The sequence below is a fragment of the Streptomyces luteoverticillatus genome (assembly GCF_003970715.1).
In the GTDB taxonomy this organism is placed as follows: Bacteria; Actinomycetota; Actinomycetes; order Streptomycetales; family Streptomycetaceae; genus Streptomyces; species Streptomyces abikoensis.
Genome location: NZ_CP034587.1, coordinates 2256820 through 2272095, shown reverse-complemented (window position 1 = coordinate 2272095; position 15276 = coordinate 2256820). Strand labels below are relative to the sequence as shown.

Below are 15276 nucleotides of genomic sequence, written 5' to 3'. Positions count from 1 at the left end.
CGTCGCCCGGCCGTAGAATTCACCGCGTGGCAGGCAGGATCAACGATGACGACGTGAAGGCGGTCCGGGACGCGATCCCGATCGACGCCGTCGTGTCCGAGTACCTCCAACTGCGCAACGCGGGCGGCGGCAACCTCAAGGGCCTCTGCCCCTTCCACGACGAGAAGTCCCCGTCCTTCCAGGTCAGCCCGGCCAAGGGCCTCTTCTACTGCTTCGGCTGCCAGGAGGGCGGGGACACCGTCGACTTCGTCATGAAGATCGACCACCTCTCCTTCGCCGAGACCATCGAGCGGCTGGCCTCCCAGGCCGGCATCACCCTGCGCTACGAGGAGGGCGGCTATACCCCGGGCCGCCAGCAGGGCGAGCGCATCCGCCTGGTCGAGGCCCACAAGATCGCCGCGAAGTTCTACCAGGACCAGCTGGCGAGCCCCGAGGCCGAGATCGGCCGGAAGTTCCTGGCGGGCCGCGGCTTCGACCAGGCCGCCGCCGAGCACTTCGGCGTCGGCTACAGCCCGGCCGGCTGGGACCACCTCACCCGCTTCCTGCGCGGCAAGGGCTTCTCCGACAAGGAGCTGCTGCTCTCCGGCCTCGCCCAGGACAGCCGCAGCGGCAAGCCCATCGACCGCTTCCGCGGCCGCCTGATGTGGCCCATCCGCGACATCACCGGCGAGGTCATCGGCTTCGGCGCCCGCAAGCTCCGCGACGACGACAACGGCCCGAAGTACCTCAACACCCCCGAGACGGCGATCTACAAGAAGTCGCACGTCCTCTACGGCATCGACCTCGCCAAGAAGGACATCGCGAAGACCAACCGCGCCGTCGTCGTCGAGGGCTACACCGACGTCATGGCCTGCCACCTGGCCGGCGTCACCACCGCCATCGCCACCTGCGGCACCGCCTTCGCGGGCGACCACATCAAGATCCTGCGGCGACTGCTGATGGACAACGCCGCCTCCGAGGTCGTCTTCACCTTCGACGGCGACGCCGCCGGCCAGAAGGCCGCCCTGCGCGCCTTCGAGGACGACCAGAAATTCGCCGCCGAGACCTCCATCGCCATCACCCCCGGCGGCATGGACCCCTGCGAGCTGCGCCTCGCCGAGGGCGACGCCGCCGTCGCGGCCCTCGTCGAGTCCCGCACCCCGCTGTTCGCCTTCGCCATCCGCCAGGGCGTCGCCCGCCACAACCTGGACACGGCCGAGGGCCGCGCCGCCGCCCTGGAAGCGGCCGCGCCCATCGTCGCGAACATCAAGAACAGCTCCATCCAGCACGAGTACGCCGTCCAGCTCGCGGGCATGCTCGGCATCCTCGACACCCAGTTCGTGGTGCGGCGCGTGGGCCAGCTCGCCCGCTGGGCCCGCGAGCGCGGGCAGCGGCCCGACGCCGCCCGTACGTCCGTCCGGCAGAGCGCGCCCCCGGCCGCCACGCCGGCGCCGCAGGCGCAGCGCGGGCCCGCGCTCAATCTGCGCAGCCCCGCCGCGCTCACCGAGCGCGAGCTGCTCAAGCTGGCGCTCCAGCACCCCCACCTGGTGGCCCCCGCCTTCGACGCGTACGGCGAGGACGAGTTCACCGCCGCGCCGTACGTGCTCGTGCGCCGCGCCGTCGAGGCGGCCGGGGGTGTCACCCACGCCGACGCGGGCTACCTCACGAAGGTGCGCGACGCGGCGCCCGACGACACCGTCCGGGCGCTGGTGACCGAGCTCGCCGTCGAGGCGATCCGCGCCAAGACCGTCGACGAGGGGTACGCGGGCGTCCAGCTCGTACAGGTCCGGCTGCGGGCCGTCGAGCGGCGCATCAAGGACGTCCAGGCGGGCCTCGTCCGCCTCGGCGACCGGCCGGATCCGGAGCACCTCGCCGCCGTCCAGAACGAGCTGTGGGTGCTCGAGCAGTACGGGCGGGCGCTGAAGGATCGCGGATCGGCGGCGCTGTAACACGGGCCCCGGCGGGGCCGCCGCGGACCGGCGCCGTAAGCGCCCGGTCACGGTCCGGGCTCAGAAAGTGAGCGCACGCCCCTCGTGGCGGGCACGCTCCGTGCCCCACACTGGTGGGCGGTGCCTCAAGGGGGCCCGGAGCGCGGCAGGTCCGGTGTGCCGGACCGGAATCCCCCCGATGTCCGACGCCGCGCCGGCTCCCCGGCCGCCGCCGCGCCCGACCGTTCCGCCGTACGCCCAGCCGCACGTCCAGCCGCTCGTTCTGCCGCCTCAGCAGCGATCACCTGGAGGTCGCCCCCGTGCAGACCCGGACCCCGACCCTGAAGGCCCCGGCCCACCCGCTACAGGCGGTGCCCCAGCAGGCCGAGCCACCAGCGTCCGAGACCCTGGCCCTCCCCGACGACCCCGCCCCGGAGCCGGTCCCCGAACGGGCCGAACGGGCCGCACGGGCCGACACCAGCGGCCCCTCCTCCGACCTCTTCCGCCAGTATCTGAGGGAGATCGGCCGGATCCCGCTGCTCTCCGCCGCCGAGGAGGTGGAGCTCGCCCGCCGGGTCGAGGCGGGCCTGTTCGCCGAGGAGAAGCTCGCCAGCACCCCCGACCTCGACACCCAGCTCGCCCTCGACCTCGACCGGCTGGTCGTCCTCGGCAGGATGGCCAAACGCCGTCTCATCGAGGCGAATCTGCGCCTCGTCGTCTCCGTCGCCAAGCGCTACATCGGCCGCGGGCTGACGATGCTCGACCTCGTCCAGGAGGGAAACCTCGGTCTCATCAGGGCGGTTGAGAAGTTCGACTACGCGCGCGGCTACAAGTTCTCGACGTACGCGACGTGGTGGATCCGCCAGGCGATGTCCCGGGCGCTGGCCGACCAGGCCCGCACCATCCGCGTCCCCGTCCACGTCGTCGAGCTGATCAACCGGGTGGTGCGCGTCCAGCGCCGCATGCTCCAGGAGCGCGGCTACGAGCCCACCGCCGAGGAGGTGGCCGTCACCCTCGACCTGTCCGAGGAACGCGTCAGCGAGGTCCTGCGGCTGGCCCAGGAGCCGGTGTCGCTGCACGCGCCCGTCGGCGAGGAGGACGACGTCGCCCTCGGCGACCTCATCGAGGACGGCGACGCGGCCTCGCCCGTGGAGTCGGCCGCCTTCCTGCTGCTGCGCGAGCACCTGGAGGCCGTGCTCTCCACCCTCGGCGAGCGCGAGCGCAAGGTCGTCCAGCTCCGCTACGGGCTCGTCGACGGCCGGCCGCGCACCCTGGAGGAGATCGGCCGGATCTTCGGCGTCACGCGCGAGCGCATCCGGCAGATCGAGTCCAAGACCCTCAACAAGCTGCGCGACCACGCCTTCGCGGACCAGTTGCGCGGCTACCTCGACTGAGCCGTCACTGGACGTGAGCCGTCACTGCACGGCGTCGAAGGCCCCGGGGTGGGTCTGCTCGCGCACCGTCGCGTACTGCTGGCGCACCGCCTGCCCGACCGCCAGGTCCTCGCCCGCCATGTCGAAGACCTGACTGGCCGCCGCGGGCCACAGCGGGGGCTGCTGCGGGGACAGCGCGCCCTGCTGGACGCCCAGCGCCCAGGCCGCCTGCCGGGCCGCGCCCAGCGCCGCGTAGTCGGCCGGCTGCGGCACGACGACCTGCGCCCCGAACAGCGACGGCGCGATCGCCTGCACGGCCGGCAGCTCCGCCGCCGCGCCCAGCAGGAACACCCGGCGCACCTCGACACCGCGCCCGCGCAGCACGTCCAGGGCGTCCGTGAGGCCGCACAGCATGCCCTCGAAGGCCGCCCGGGCCAGATGCTCGGGCTTCATGCTCTCGCGCCGCAGACCGGCCAGCGTGCCCGCCGTGTGGGGCAGGTGCGGGGTCCGCTCGCCCTCCAGGTACGGCAGCAGCACCAACCCGTAGGAGCCGGCGGAGGAGCGCAGGGCGAGCTCGGAGAGGCCCGGCAGGTCCGTGCCGAGCATCTCGGCGGTGCCGCGCAGGACCCGCACGGCGTTGAGCGTGTGGACGACGGGCAGGTGCATGCCGGTCGCATCGGCGAAGGACGTGATGGTGCCGGTGCCGTCCGCGAGCGCGGAGTGGTGGACGGCGAAGACGGAGCCCGAGGCGCCCAGCGAGACCACCGCGTCGCCCGGCCCCACGCCCAGCCCGAAGGCCGCCGCCATCGTCTCGCCCGTGCCGGCGGAGATCAGCAGGCCCTCGGGGGTGTGCCCGGCCGGCTCGGCGGGCGCCAGGACGTGCGGGAGCGCCGCCTGGCGGCCCAGGGCCAGCTCCACCAGATCGGGCCGCCACTCGCCGGTGGCCGCCGACCAGAAGCCGGTGCCGGAGGCGTCGCCGCGGTCGGTCGTACGCCGCAGGGGGCGGCCCAGCAGCTGCCAGACCAGCCAGTCGTGCGGCTGGAGGACCGCGGCCACCCGGGCCGCGGACTCCGGCTCGTTACGGGCCAGCCAGCGCAGCTTCGCCAGGGGCTGCCCGGCCTGCGGCACCGAGCCGACGGCCTCCGCCCACGCGGCCCGGCCGCCCAGGGCGTCGGTCAGCTCGGCGGCGGCGGACTGGACGCGCTTGTCGTTGCCGAGGAGGGCGGGGCGGACGAGGACGCCGCCCGCGTCCAGCGTCAGCAGCCCGTGCTGCTGCGCGGCGACGCCGATGGCCTGGACGCCCTCCAGTACTCCGCCGGTGGCCGCCTCGCCCAGCGAGATCAGCCACGCCTGCGGGTCACCCTCCGGAGCGGCCGCCGGATGGGGCGCGTAGCCCTGCCGTAGCACCGCTCCCGACTCCGCGTCGCAGACGACGACGCTCGTGCCCTCGGAGGAACTGCCCAACCCCGCGACTATGCCCATGCCGAGATGATGCCAAACCTTTTGGCCCCGCCGGCATCCGGACGGGCCATTCGGGGGTGCGCGTCAGGTGTTGCTCGTGCCCCAGTCGTCGTCGACGCCCTGGCCCCGCTCGCGGAGGGAGCGGATCCGCTCCCCGACGGAGCCGGGCAGCCGGTCCCCCACCTTGTCGACGGTCCGGGTGACCAGGGCCCGGCCGTTCACCGCGGCGGTCTCGGCGGTGTTGCGCACCGCCGGGTTCTGCGCGATCCGCCGCGCGCCCTTGCGCAGCTCCTCGTAGCGCTCGCGCCCGGCGCGCGCGCCGAGCACGTACCCGACAGCCGCGCCGGTGATGAAGGTCAGCCGGTAGCGCATCGCGCCCGTCCTTCCGTTGGTCCGCCGATCCCCGCCGCCAGCCGCCTACCCGGCCGGACCGAAGGTCACTCCCGGGGTCCGCGGGGATCCGATTGGCGGAGCACCCCCCTGCTTGCGCTAATGTATGTCTCGCAGCGAGCGCACGCCGCCCGGGAGACCGGTAGGGCGAGCATTCGAGGCAAACGCGACAATCCCCTGTAGCTCAATTGGCAGAGCAGCCGGCTGTTAACCGGCAGGTTACTGGTTCGAGTCCAGTCGGGGGAGCGCGATCCTCTATAGCTCAATTGGCAGAGCAGCCGACTGTTAATCGGCAGGTTACTGGTTCGAGTCCAGTTGGAGGAGCCATGAGATCAGGACCCCTCGGGGTCCTTTTTTCATGCCGGAAACCCCCGGAACCGGGAACCGGACGTGCGTGATCGAAGTCCTCATGGTCAGACCGATCACACGATACGGACCCACCGGGGCAGCAGATCGTATGAGCGGCTATGCTGCGGCAGACGGCGCGCACAGTTGTGCGCGACGCGCCGTGAACGGGGCGGTAGCTCAGCCGGTTAGAGCAGCGGACTCATAATCCGTCGGCCGTGGGTTCGAGTCCCACCCGCCCCACACGCGCGGCTCAGGTGAAGAAACGATCTCGCCTGCCGTTTCGACGCCCCGACCGGGATCTTCCGGGCGGGGCGCCGTGCTGTCCGGGGGCGGTACGGCCGGGTCGGCGCCGGAATAGGCCGCCGTCCCCTCCTGTTGCCGTGCGTGGGCCACACTGGCCCGGACACTGGCACGGACGCGACGGACAACCGGAAGCGGGTAGGCGCTCATGAGCAGCAGCACCGTGGAGCTCACCAAGGACAACTTCGACGAGGTCGTCTCCGGCAACGGATTCGTGCTCATCGACTTCTGGGCCGAGTGGTGCGGTCCCTGCCGCGGCTTCGCGCCCGTCTTCGAGCGGGCGGCCGAGCGCCACCAGGACCTGGTGTTCGCGAAGGTGGACACCGAGGCCCAGCCCGAGCTCGCGGCGACCTTCGAGATCCGGTCGATCCCCACGCTGATGATCGTGCGCGACAACATCGCCGTGTACGCCCAGCCCGGCGCGCTCCCGGAGGCCGCGCTGGAGGACATCATCAAGCAGGCGCGGGCCCTGGACATGGACGAGGTGCGGGCCTCGGTGGAGCAGGCCCGGGCCGAGGCCGAGGGGGCGGCGGCTCCCGGTACCGATGGCTGAGCTGCTGCTGATCCGGCACGGCGAGACGGCCTGGAGCCGGGACGGCCGGCACACCAGCTGGACGGACCTCCCGCTGACCGAGCGCGGCGAGCGGCAGGCCGAGGCGCTGCGGCCGGCGCTGGAGGGGCGCGACATCGCTCTGGTGCTCACCAGCCCGCTGGTCAGGGCCGTGCGCACGGCCGAGCTGGCGGGGCTGAAGGGCGCCGAGACCGAGCCTGATCTGCGGGAGTGGGACTACGGCGGCTACGAGGGCGTCACCACGGCCGACATCCAGCGGGACCGGCCGGGCTGGTTCCTCTTCGACGACGGGGTCGCGCCCGGCCCGCCCGAGCACCCCGGCGAGTCGCCGGAGGAGGTCGGCGCCCGCGCCGACCGGGTACTGGCCCGGATCGCCTCCCGCCTCGCGGACGGTGTCGCCGGTGACGTGGCGCTGGTCGCGCACGGGCACTTCCTGCGGGTGCTGACGGCTCGTAGGCTCGGCCTGCCGCCGTCGGCCGGCGCGCTGTTCCGGCTGGACACCGGCACGGTCAGCCGCATCGGCACCGAGCACGGCCGCCCGGCGCTGGTCGCCTGGAACGGGCGTGTCGGAGCCTGAGGGCGACCACCGGCCGCAGGATGATCGGGGCGATCGCCCCGAGGCTTGATATATGACCCTTACTTCATGGAGGAGACAGCGTGGCCACCAACCGCATCGCCACCACCGTCTGGCACGGTGAGCTGATCAAGGGCAACGGCGAGACCACCTTCGAGTCGTCCGGCATCGGGACGTACCCGGTCACCTGGGCCTCCCGCGCCGAGGAGGCCAACGGGAAGACCAGCCCCGAGGAGCTGATCGCGGCCGCCCACTCCAGCTGCTTCTCCATGGCCCTCTCCCACAGCCTGACCGGCGCGGGCACCCCGCCCACCCGGCTGGAGACCAAGGCCGAGGTGACCTTCCAGCCCGGCGAGGGCATCACCGGCATCCACCTCTCCGTCCGCGGCGAGGTGCCCGGCCTGGACGAGGAGGGCTTCGTCGCGGCGGCCGAGGACGCCAAGAAGAACTGCCCGGTCAGCCAGGCGCTCACCGGGACGACGATCACCCTGGACGCCGAGCTCGCCTGACGCCGGCTCGGCTATGGCGCCATCCTGGCGTGGACGATCAGGTCGCCCGCGCACGTGACCAGGCGGAGCGCCTTCTCCCGGGTCTCCGCGTAGACCTTTCGCGTGGGGAAGGCGCCCCCGGCGACCTTCTCGGTGCCGGTGACCGTGAAGTGGAGCACCTCGCCGTCGCCGCGCTCGACGTCGATCGCGTCGCCTTCCGCGATCCTGTGCAGGTCGCGGAAGACGGCCTTGCCGTCGTGGGCCGTGTCATGGCCGATGATCACGGCGGCGCCCCGGGTGCCGGGCCTGGCGCTGTCCCGGTACCAGCCGGCGGTCATGCTTTTCTCCGGCGGCGGGGTCTGCACGGTGTCGTCGCCGTTCCGGCCGAGCCGGATCAGCGGGCTGTCCACCCCGAGGGACGGGATGGCGACCCGGGACGGCTCCTCGGCCCGCGCCGGGCCCCCGATCGCCTTGCCGGTCCCGCCACCGGGCGCGCAGGCGCCGAGCAGCACGGCGGCCACCACGAGCAGCAGGGCCGTCAGGGAACGGGGCGTGGACGTGGGCATGCGCCCCAACCTAGGCCCCGCTCCGACGCCTCCGCCTCGGCCGAACGGCCATTCCGGGCCCGCCACGTGCGGGGTCCGGGCCCCGTAAGGGGCGCGGGGCAGTGTCGATATGCGGCTACCGCCGCGTGGGCGCGACAAGCCACGACGCGCCCGCGGATGGAGTGCCGTGCTGCGCCCGGGCTCTCGTGGTGGTGCGTCGGCTGCGGGCCGTCGGTGGCCGATCGCGCAGTTCCCCGCGCCCCTTACGGGGCCCGGCCATGGCCGGCGCTACGGGATCAACCGCTGCAGCAGCCCCCACGTGAACTCCGCCACATACTCCCCGCGCACCCCGGCCGCGTCCGGGGCCGTGAAGGCCAGCCGCCAGCGCGTCGGGGCCGTGCCCTCCATGGGGCGGGCGGGCGGGAAGGCGCGGGCTACCTCGTCCACCGTGCAGGACCAGGGCCGCAGCTCCTCGACCGTGCGCGGCTCCGGGCCCCGCGCCCCGGGGGCGCGGACCAGCCACTCGTTCCAGACCGCGCCGCCGGGGGCGCTCAGCACCTCGAAGCGCAGCCCGGGCCAGAGCGGCACCCGCCAGGTCGTCGCCTCGAAGGTCAGATCGCCGACGCGGCGCTCCCCGGTGCTCTCCGGCGGGCCCAGGACGGAGCGGTAGCGGGGCCCCGCGCCGCGGCCGCGCGGGGAGCGCGTCATGGCCTGCCAGCGGCGGTTGGCCTCGCGCATCTCGGCGCGCCCGACGCCCAGTTCGCGCAGCGCGTCCTCGACCAGCCCGGGCTGGTGGTCGGCCATCCGGCGCAGCAGCACGAGCTGGAACTCCAGGGGCCCGAAGGCGGCGACGGACCCGGGGGCGGGGTCGGAAGACGGTCTCATGCGTGCCATCGTGGCGCACCCGCCCCGCCCTTCGGCAACGCATCGGAAAACCTCGGCGAGTTGCCGGCCGCGGGCCCGGCCGCGGACCCGAAGTCCCCTTTTCGCGGAACCTTTACCTCCCGGCAGCCGTGAGACGGCCCGGAGGCCGCCCACGCCGAGGTCGCGGCCGGTACGGTCTGAGGCCATGACGGAACTCGACCCCCAGCGCACCGCACTCGTCCTCGTCGACCTCATGGAACGCCTCGTGGCGTTGCCCCTCGCCCCCCACCCCGGCGATGAAGTGGCTCGGAACGCGACGGAGTTGGCGCGTTCCTTCCGTAAGGCGGGGGCGCCGGTGGTGGTCGTCCGGGTGGAGCGGCCCGGTCTCGCCGAGCAGCCGCCCGGCAGCGGGCTGCTCGCGGGGGTCGCGGAGGCGGGCGACATCGAGATCGTCAAGCGGACCGTGGGCGCGTTCCACGGCACCGGGCTCGACGACCGGCTGCGCGAGCGCGGCGTGCGGACGCTGGTGCTCGCGGGGATCGCCACCAACCTCGGGGTGGAGTCGACCGGCCGGGCGGCCGCCGACCACGGCTACGAGCTCGTCTTCGTTGAGGACGCGATGAGCGCGCTGACGGCCGAGGAGCACCGGGCGTCGGTGGCGCTGGACATGCCGCGGCTGGGGACGGTCGTCACGGCGGCGGAGCTGCGGCTGTCCGCGTAGCCCTCGCCGGGCGGGCCGGGGCGGCCGGTGCCGGCGCTCGGGTCCCAGTGCCCCGGCGTGCCGCCGCGCGTCAGCCGGCCGTGCCGGCCGCCGGCGGCTCCTCGCCCAGCATCCGCTTCAGCAGGTCCCGCAGCGCGGCGCGCTCCTCCTCGGACAGCCCGGCCAGCGGCTCGCGCGCGAAGCGCAGCGACTCCCGCAGCCGGGCCGCCGTCAGCCGGCCCTCCTCCGTGGCCGCCGCGAGCTTGACCCGGCGGTCGTCCGGGTCCGGGCGGCGCTCGACCAGGTCCCGGGCCTCCAGCCGGTCGACGATCCCCGTGATGTTCGACGGCTCGCACTTCAGCTTCAGGGCGATCCGCCGCATCGGCAGCGGCTCCCGGGCCAGCAGGGCCAGGACCCGAGCCTGGGCGCCGGTGAGCGAGTGCCGGGCGGCCGCCTCCTCGTACTCCTCGTGGTAGCGCGCCACGACGGTGGCGATGAGGTCGACCACCTCGAGGGTCAGGGCGTCGTCGGCGGGCCGGGGAGGGGGTGTCATGAAGAACAGAATACCCGGTTGCTTGACATCATGAAATATCGAGGCACATGATTGGTTGAGGTTCTTAAGTAATTGGAGGGTTCGGTTCCCATGACCGCCACAGCCGCCCGCATCCCCGAGACCAGCCGCGAATGGCACCTGGTGGCCCGCCCCGTGGGCTGGCCGAAGCCGGAGGACTTCGCCCTGCGCGAGGCCGCCGTCCCCGAGGTCGGCGAGGGCCAGATCCTCGTCCGCAACATCCACCTGTCGGTGGACCCGTACATGCGCGGCCGCATGGACGAGCGCGAGTCCTACATCCCGCCGTACCAGCTCGACCGGCCGATGGACGGCGGCGCCGTCGGTGAGGTCCTGGCCTCCCGGGCCGAGGGCTACGAGGTGGGCGACCACGTCCTCCACGGCCTCGGCTGGCGCGAGTACGCGGTCGTCGACGCCGCCCGCACCGCCAAGGTCGACCCGAAGGTCGCCCCGCTCTCCGCCTACCTCGGCGTGCTGGGCATGCCCGGCATGACCGCCTACGCGGGCCTGCTGGAGGTCGCCTCCTTCAAGGAGGGCGACACCGTCTTCGTCTCCGGCGCCGCCGGCGCCGTCGGCAGCCTCGTCGGCCAGATCGCCCGGCTCAAGGGCGCCGCGCGCGTCATCGGCAGCGCGGGCTCGGACGAGAAGGTCCGGGTGCTGCGCGAGGAGTACGGCTACGACGCCGCGTTCAACTACAAGAACGGCCCGGTCGTCGACCAGCTGAAGGAGGCGGCCCCCGACGGCATCGACGTCTACTTCGACAACGTCGGCGGCGAGCACCTGGAGGCGGCGCTGAGCGCGCTCAACCTCCACGGCCGCGTCACCATCTGCGGCATGATCGCCCAGTACAACGCCACCGAGCCCGTGCCGGGCCCGCGCAACATGGTCAACATCCTGGCCAAGCGACTGCGCGTCCAGGGCATGATCGTCTCGGACCACGACGCGCTGCGCCCGCAGTTCGTCGAGGAGGTCGGCGGCTGGATCCGCTCCGGCGAGCTCAAGGTCCGCGAGACCGTCGTCGAGGGCATCGAGAACACCGCCGACGCGTTCCTCGGTCTCCTGCGCGGCGAGAACACCGGAAAGATGATCGTCACCCTCTGACGACACGGGCCGCCCCACCCCGGCGGCTACGATGTGCCGCCATGCGAGATCTTGTGACGGGCATGTCGTACCTGGTCAAGGGCCAGCGCTGGGTGGGGCGCAACCGCCGGCAGTGGGGCTTCGGGCTGCTGCCCGGGCTGATCACCCTGATCGGGTACGCGGCGGTGATGACCGTGCTCGTCCTCCGGGCCGATGACGTCGTCGACTGGGCGACGCCCTTCGCCGACGGCTGGGGCTCGCCCTGGCTCGGCCTCTTCCGCGGCGCGCTGACGGCGCTCTTCTTCGGCGGCTGCCTGCTGCTGGCGCTGCTCTCCTTCACGGCGGTGACGCTGCTCGTCGGACAGCCCTTCTACGAGGCGCTGTCCGAGCGGGTCGACCTGGCGGAGGGCGGCAGCGCGCCGTCGTCCGGGCTGCCGCTCTGGCGCGAGCTGTGGATCTCGGCCCGGGAGAGCCTCGCCGTGCTCGTCCGGGCGGCACTGTGGGGCGTCCTCTTCTTCGCCCTGGGCTTCGTGCCCTTCGTCGGCCAGACGGTGGTGCCGGCGATCGGCTTCTGCGTCTCCGGCTTCTTCCTGACAGAGGAACTCACCGCTGTCGCCCTTCAGCGGCGAAGGGTGGCGCTGAAGGAGCGGCTGGAACTGCTGCGCTCGCGCAAGCTGCTGGTGCTGGGCTTCGGAGTGCCGCTGACCCTGCTCTTCCTGCTGCCGCTCGTCGCGGTGTTCGTGATGCCGGGGGCCGTGGCGGGGGCGACGCTGCTGGCGCGGGACCTGATGGGGGAGACGGAGGAGGACGGCGGTGCGCCGGATGCCGGAGGGGCCGACGTCGTGTCGGCCCCTCCGGCATCCGAGTGGTGACTACTCCCGGCCCGCCGACGTGGAGGACATGTCCGGGTAGCGGTCGCCGGAGACCTTGGAGGCGATGGGCTCCAGGGCCGTGAGCTCGTCCGCCGTCAGGTCGAGGCGGGTGGCGCCGACGTTCTCCTCCAGGCGGGAGCGCTTGCGCGTGCCCGGGATCGGGACGACCGTCAGGTCCTCCACCCGCGCCCGGTGCTGCACCCACGCCAGCGCGACCTGGGCGAGCGTGACGCCCCGCGCCTCCGCGATCCGCCGCAGGGGCTCCAGCAGGGCGACGTTCGCCGACGCGTTGTCACCCGTGAAGCGCGGCTGCGTACGGCGCCAGTCGTCGGCCGACAGGTCCTTGTCGGCGTTCGCGAAAGCACCCGTCAGGAAGCCCCGGCCGAGCGGCGAGTACGGCACCAGGGCGACGCCCAGCTCGCGGGCCGTCGGGACGACGTTCTCCTCGATGTCCCGGCTGAAGAGCGACCACTCCGACTGCACGGCCGCGATCGGGTGCACGGCGTGCGCCTCGCGCAGCTCGCTGCCCGTGACCTCGCTCAGGCCCAGGTGCTTGACCTTGCCCTCCGCCACCAGCTCGGCCATCGTGCCCACCGACTCCGCCAGCGGCACGTCGGGGTCGCGGCGGTGCATGTAGTACAGGTCGATCTGCTCGACGCCCAGCCGCCGCAGGCTGCCCTCGACGGCCTCGCGGATGTACGGCGGGTCGTTGCGGATGACGCGGTCGGCGGGGTTCTCGGGATTGGCGTCGATGGCGAACTTCGTCGCCAGCACGACGTGTTCCCGGTTGGCCCGGATGAACGGGGCGATGAACTTCTCGTTCTCCCCGAACCCGTACATGTCGGCGGTGTCGTAGAGCGTGACGCCCAGCTCCAGGGCCCGCTCCAGCGTCGCCCGGGCCTCCGCCTCGTCCGTCGTCGGGCCGTAGGCGAAGCTCATGCCCATGCAGCCCAGGCCCTGGACGCCGACCTCGGGGCCGCCGTCGCCGAGGGTCACACGCGAGATCTTGTCGTTGCTCATCTTCCGTCATGCCCCTTCGGACGCCCGGCGGGCGTCGGCATAGATGTCGATCTTGTAGTCCAGTACTTCCAGCGTGCTGCGCAGCTCCGCGATACGCATCCGCACGTCGTCGCGGTGCGCGCTCAGCAGCCGTTCGCGCTCGGGAAAGGTGTGCTCGCCCTGGCGGACCAGTTCCGCGTAGCGGACCATGTCCGCCACCGGCATCCCGGTCAGCCGCAGCCGGCTCACCAGGTCCAGCCAGTCGAGGTCGCGGTCGGTGTAGCGGCGCTGCCCGGTGTGGGAGCGGTCGACGTGCGGCATCAGCCCGATCCGCTCGTACCAGCGGAGGGTGTGCGCGGACAGGCCCGCGTACTCGGCCACTTCACTGATCGTGTAGCGGTCCCGGCCCTCCGGGCGGCGCTGGCGCTCCAGGGCGAGCGGGGAGCAGAGGTCGTCCACGGCTCCGGCCGGCGCGCTCTCGGTCTCCATCAATGTCATTGCCGCTTCCCCCTTGCTCGCCCCGTGCGGTGCGTCCCCAACGCTAGAGAGTTGGAGTGCACTCGAAGCAAGCGGGATTCCGACGTGATCCGGCCCGATCCCGTGCCGCGTTAGGCTCCTTGCCATGGAAAGCCTGCGGATGATCGAGAACTGGCCCGTCAAGACCGCGGCGGCGGCGGTCGTGCGCGCCGACGGCACCATCGCGGGTGCGCACGGCCCGACCCGGCACCGTTTCCCGCTGGCCTCCGTCACCAAACCGCTGGCCGCGTACGCCGCGCTGATCGCCGTCGAGGAGGGCGCGATCGAGCTCGACGAGCCGGCCGGCCCGCCCGGTGCCACGGTGCGTCATCTCCTCGCCCACACCTCGGGCCTCGCCTTCGACGAGGACCGCTCCATGGCGGAGCCGGGCACCCGGCGGCTGTACTCCAACGCCGGCTTCGACGCCCTGGGCGACCACATCGCCAAGGCCACGGACATCCCCTTCGCCGAGTACCTGCGGCAGGCCGTGCTGGAGCCCCTCGGCATGACCTCCACGGACCTCCCCGGCTCGCCCGCCAAGGACGGCGTCTCGACGGTGGACGACCTGGCCCGGTTCGCCGCCGAGCTCCAGGCGCCGCGCCTGCTGTCGCGCACCACGCTGGACGAGGCGACGACGGTGGTCTTCCCCGGCGTGACGGGCGTCCTGCCCGGCTACGGGCACCAGCGGCCCAACGACTGGGGCCTCGGCTTCGAGATCCGGGACGGGAAGTCCCCGCACTGGACGGGCACGTCGTCCTCGCCGCGGACCTTCGGCCACTTCGGGCAGTCCGGCACGTTCCTGTGGGTCGACCCGGAGCTGGGGGCGGCTTGCGTCGCCCTCGCGGACCGCGCCTTCGGCTCCTGGGCCATCGAGGCGTGGCCCCTCCTGACGGAAGCGGTGATCAACGAACTCCGCGCGGGGTAATCGGGTGGGCGGGTGGGCGAAAACCCGGCGCGAAGCGCCGGGCTACCCGAAACGCGGCTCGGCGTGCATCTCCCACGCGAGCACTTCCGCGCGGGAGCCGATCGCCTCGACCGTAAGCCCGACCGCATCGGGCACCCGGATCGCGTCCCCTTCCCGCAGCACCTCGCCGGCGAGCCGCACAGCGCCCCGTACGACGTGCGCGTACAGCCATGGCGCGTCCGGCAATGCCGCGCGATCGCCGCTCCGGAGGCGCCGGACATGCAACACCGCCTCCGCCCGCCGCAAGGCGTACGGCGTCCCGTCGGCGATCCCCCGCACCACCTCGTACGACGGTTCGCCCCCGAATTCGGACGGCGTCAGCCACATCTGGACAAACCGCAGCGGAACGGACCCCGCGTTGCGCTCGGTGTGGCGGACGCCGGAGCCGGCGCTCAGCCGCTGGAGGTCGCCGGGGCGGACGGTGACGACCTGCCCCGTGGAGTCCTCGTGGGTGAGCTCGCCCTCGATCACCCAGGTGACGATCTCGACGTCCCGGTGCGGATGCTCGGCGAAGCCCGCGCCGCCCGCCAGCCGCTCCTCGTTGCAGGCCGCGAGCGGGCCGAACCGTACATTGTCGGGGTCGTAGAAGCCCGAGAAGGAGAAGGCGTGCCAGGTCTCGATCCCGGCCGCCGGATCGCCGCCGCGGAAGCGATCGGCGGCCCGCTGCACGTACGTCATCGGCCCACCGTAGCCCCGCCGGGAGCCCCGGAGGGGTCCCGGCGGCTCCGCATCGCACCCGAATAAGGCAGGCTTGTC

Annotated in this window: 16 protein-coding genes, 3 tRNA genes and 1 pseudogene; 12 read left to right on the top strand and 8 right to left on the bottom strand. The window is 73.0% G+C overall.

Annotated features, from left to right (window positions below):
* Positions 1-26: 26 nt before the first annotated feature.
* Both dnaG and EKH77_RS09720 read left to right on the top strand, forming a co-directional pair.
* Positions 27-1928, top strand: a complete 1902-nt coding sequence (gene dnaG, locus EKH77_RS09725) for a DNA primase (protein ID WP_126914003.1) — start codon at positions 27-29, stop codon at positions 1926-1928.
* A gap of 212 nt (positions 1929-2140) precedes the next feature.
* Positions 2141-3301 (top strand): annotated as a pseudogene (locus EKH77_RS09720) (RNA polymerase sigma factor); the annotation flags it as partial.
* Positions 3302-3322: 21 nt separating this feature from the next.
* On the opposite strand, the gene EKH77_RS09715 reads toward EKH77_RS09720, so the two are convergent.
* On the bottom strand, positions 3323-4762 hold the full coding sequence (locus EKH77_RS09715; protein ID WP_126914002.1) for an FGGY family carbohydrate kinase: 1440 nt from the start codon (positions 4760-4762) through the stop codon (positions 3323-3325).
* 63 nt (positions 4763-4825) lie between these two features.
* Positions 4826-5113 carry a YtxH domain-containing protein gene (locus tag EKH77_RS09710; RefSeq protein ID WP_126914001.1) on the bottom strand — a complete coding sequence of 96 codons (288 nt, stop codon included), beginning with the start codon at positions 5111-5113 and terminating at the stop codon, positions 4826-4828.
* A 191-nt stretch (positions 5114-5304) separates the two neighbouring features.
* Between EKH77_RS09710 and EKH77_RS09705 the strand changes: the two genes are divergently transcribed.
* The 6 genes from EKH77_RS09705 (at position 5305) to EKH77_RS09680 (ending at position 7433) form a co-directional block, all read left to right on the top strand.
* A tRNA-Asn gene (locus tag EKH77_RS09705) sits at positions 5305-5377 on the top strand.
* Between the two features lie 5 nt (positions 5378-5382).
* Positions 5383-5458 (top strand) — tRNA-Asn (locus tag EKH77_RS09700).
* A 187-nt stretch (positions 5459-5645) separates the two neighbouring features.
* Positions 5646-5719, top strand: a tRNA-Ile gene (locus EKH77_RS09695).
* 208 nt (positions 5720-5927) lie between these two features.
* The gene (trxA, locus tag EKH77_RS09690; RefSeq protein ID WP_126914000.1) at positions 5928-6332 is read left to right on the top strand and encodes a thioredoxin; all 405 of its coding nucleotides are present in this window, start codon (positions 5928-5930) and stop codon (positions 6330-6332) included.
* On the top strand, positions 6325-6927 hold the full coding sequence (locus EKH77_RS09685) for a histidine phosphatase family protein (RefSeq protein ID WP_126913999.1): 603 nt from the start codon (positions 6325-6327) through the stop codon (positions 6925-6927). The genes trxA and EKH77_RS09685 overlap by 8 nt, the downstream gene beginning before the upstream one ends.
* An 80-nt stretch (positions 6928-7007) precedes the next feature.
* Positions 7008-7433 carry an OsmC family protein gene (locus tag EKH77_RS09680; RefSeq protein WP_126913998.1) on the top strand — a complete coding sequence of 142 codons (426 nt, stop codon included), beginning with the start codon at positions 7008-7010 and terminating at the stop codon, positions 7431-7433.
* 11 nt (positions 7434-7444) lie between these two features.
* Here EKH77_RS09680 and EKH77_RS09675 read toward each other — a convergent pair whose 3' ends face one another.
* Both EKH77_RS09675 and EKH77_RS09670 read right to left on the bottom strand, forming a co-directional pair.
* Positions 7445-7978: a sortase domain-containing protein gene (locus tag EKH77_RS09675; protein ID WP_126913997.1), complete on the bottom strand. Its 534-nt coding sequence runs from the start codon at positions 7976-7978 to the stop codon at positions 7445-7447.
* A gap of 267 nt (positions 7979-8245) precedes the next feature.
* Positions 8246-8842, bottom strand: coding sequence for a hypothetical protein (locus EKH77_RS09670; protein WP_126913996.1), 597 nt, complete (start codon positions 8840-8842; stop codon positions 8246-8248).
* A gap of 184 nt (positions 8843-9026) precedes the next feature.
* Between EKH77_RS09670 and EKH77_RS09665 the strand changes: the two genes are divergently transcribed.
* On the top strand, positions 9027-9542 hold the full coding sequence (locus EKH77_RS09665; protein WP_126913995.1) for an isochorismatase family protein: 516 nt from the start codon (positions 9027-9029) through the stop codon (positions 9540-9542).
* A gap of 70 nt (positions 9543-9612) precedes the next feature.
* Here EKH77_RS09665 and EKH77_RS09660 read toward each other — a convergent pair whose 3' ends face one another.
* A complete protein-coding gene (locus EKH77_RS09660) occupies positions 9613-10074 on the bottom strand; it encodes a MarR family winged helix-turn-helix transcriptional regulator (RefSeq protein WP_126913994.1) in 462 nt (153 codons plus the stop codon).
* A gap of 90 nt (positions 10075-10164) precedes the next feature.
* Between EKH77_RS09660 and EKH77_RS09655 the strand changes: the two genes are divergently transcribed.
* Positions 10165-11190 carry an NADP-dependent oxidoreductase gene (locus EKH77_RS09655; protein ID WP_126913993.1) on the top strand — a complete coding sequence of 342 codons (1026 nt, stop codon included), beginning with the start codon at positions 10165-10167 and terminating at the stop codon, positions 11188-11190.
* A gap of 41 nt (positions 11191-11231) precedes the next feature.
* The gene (locus tag EKH77_RS09650) at positions 11232-12041 is read left to right on the top strand and encodes an EI24 domain-containing protein (RefSeq protein WP_126913992.1); all 810 of its coding nucleotides are present in this window, start codon (positions 11232-11234) and stop codon (positions 12039-12041) included.
* Here EKH77_RS09650 and EKH77_RS09645 read toward each other — a convergent pair whose 3' ends face one another.
* Entirely contained in the window at positions 12042-13061 is a 1020-nt protein-coding gene (locus tag EKH77_RS09645) for an aldo/keto reductase (RefSeq protein ID WP_126913991.1), read from the bottom strand.
* A gap of 6 nt (positions 13062-13067) precedes the next feature.
* Entirely contained in the window at positions 13068-13538 is a 471-nt protein-coding gene (locus EKH77_RS09640) for a MerR family transcriptional regulator (protein ID WP_126913990.1), read from the bottom strand.
* Between the two features lie 124 nt (positions 13539-13662).
* Here EKH77_RS09640 and EKH77_RS09635 point away from each other — a divergent pair, with 124 nt between their 5' ends.
* Positions 13663-14481, top strand: a complete 819-nt coding sequence (locus EKH77_RS09635; protein WP_126913989.1) for a serine hydrolase domain-containing protein — start codon at positions 13663-13665, stop codon at positions 14479-14481.
* Positions 14482-14523: 42 nt separating this feature from the next.
* On the opposite strand, the gene EKH77_RS09630 is transcribed toward EKH77_RS09635, so the two are convergent.
* Positions 14524-15198, bottom strand: a complete 675-nt coding sequence (locus EKH77_RS09630; RefSeq protein WP_126913988.1) for a pirin family protein — start codon at positions 15196-15198, stop codon at positions 14524-14526.
* Between the last annotated feature and the right edge of the window lie 78 nt (positions 15199-15276).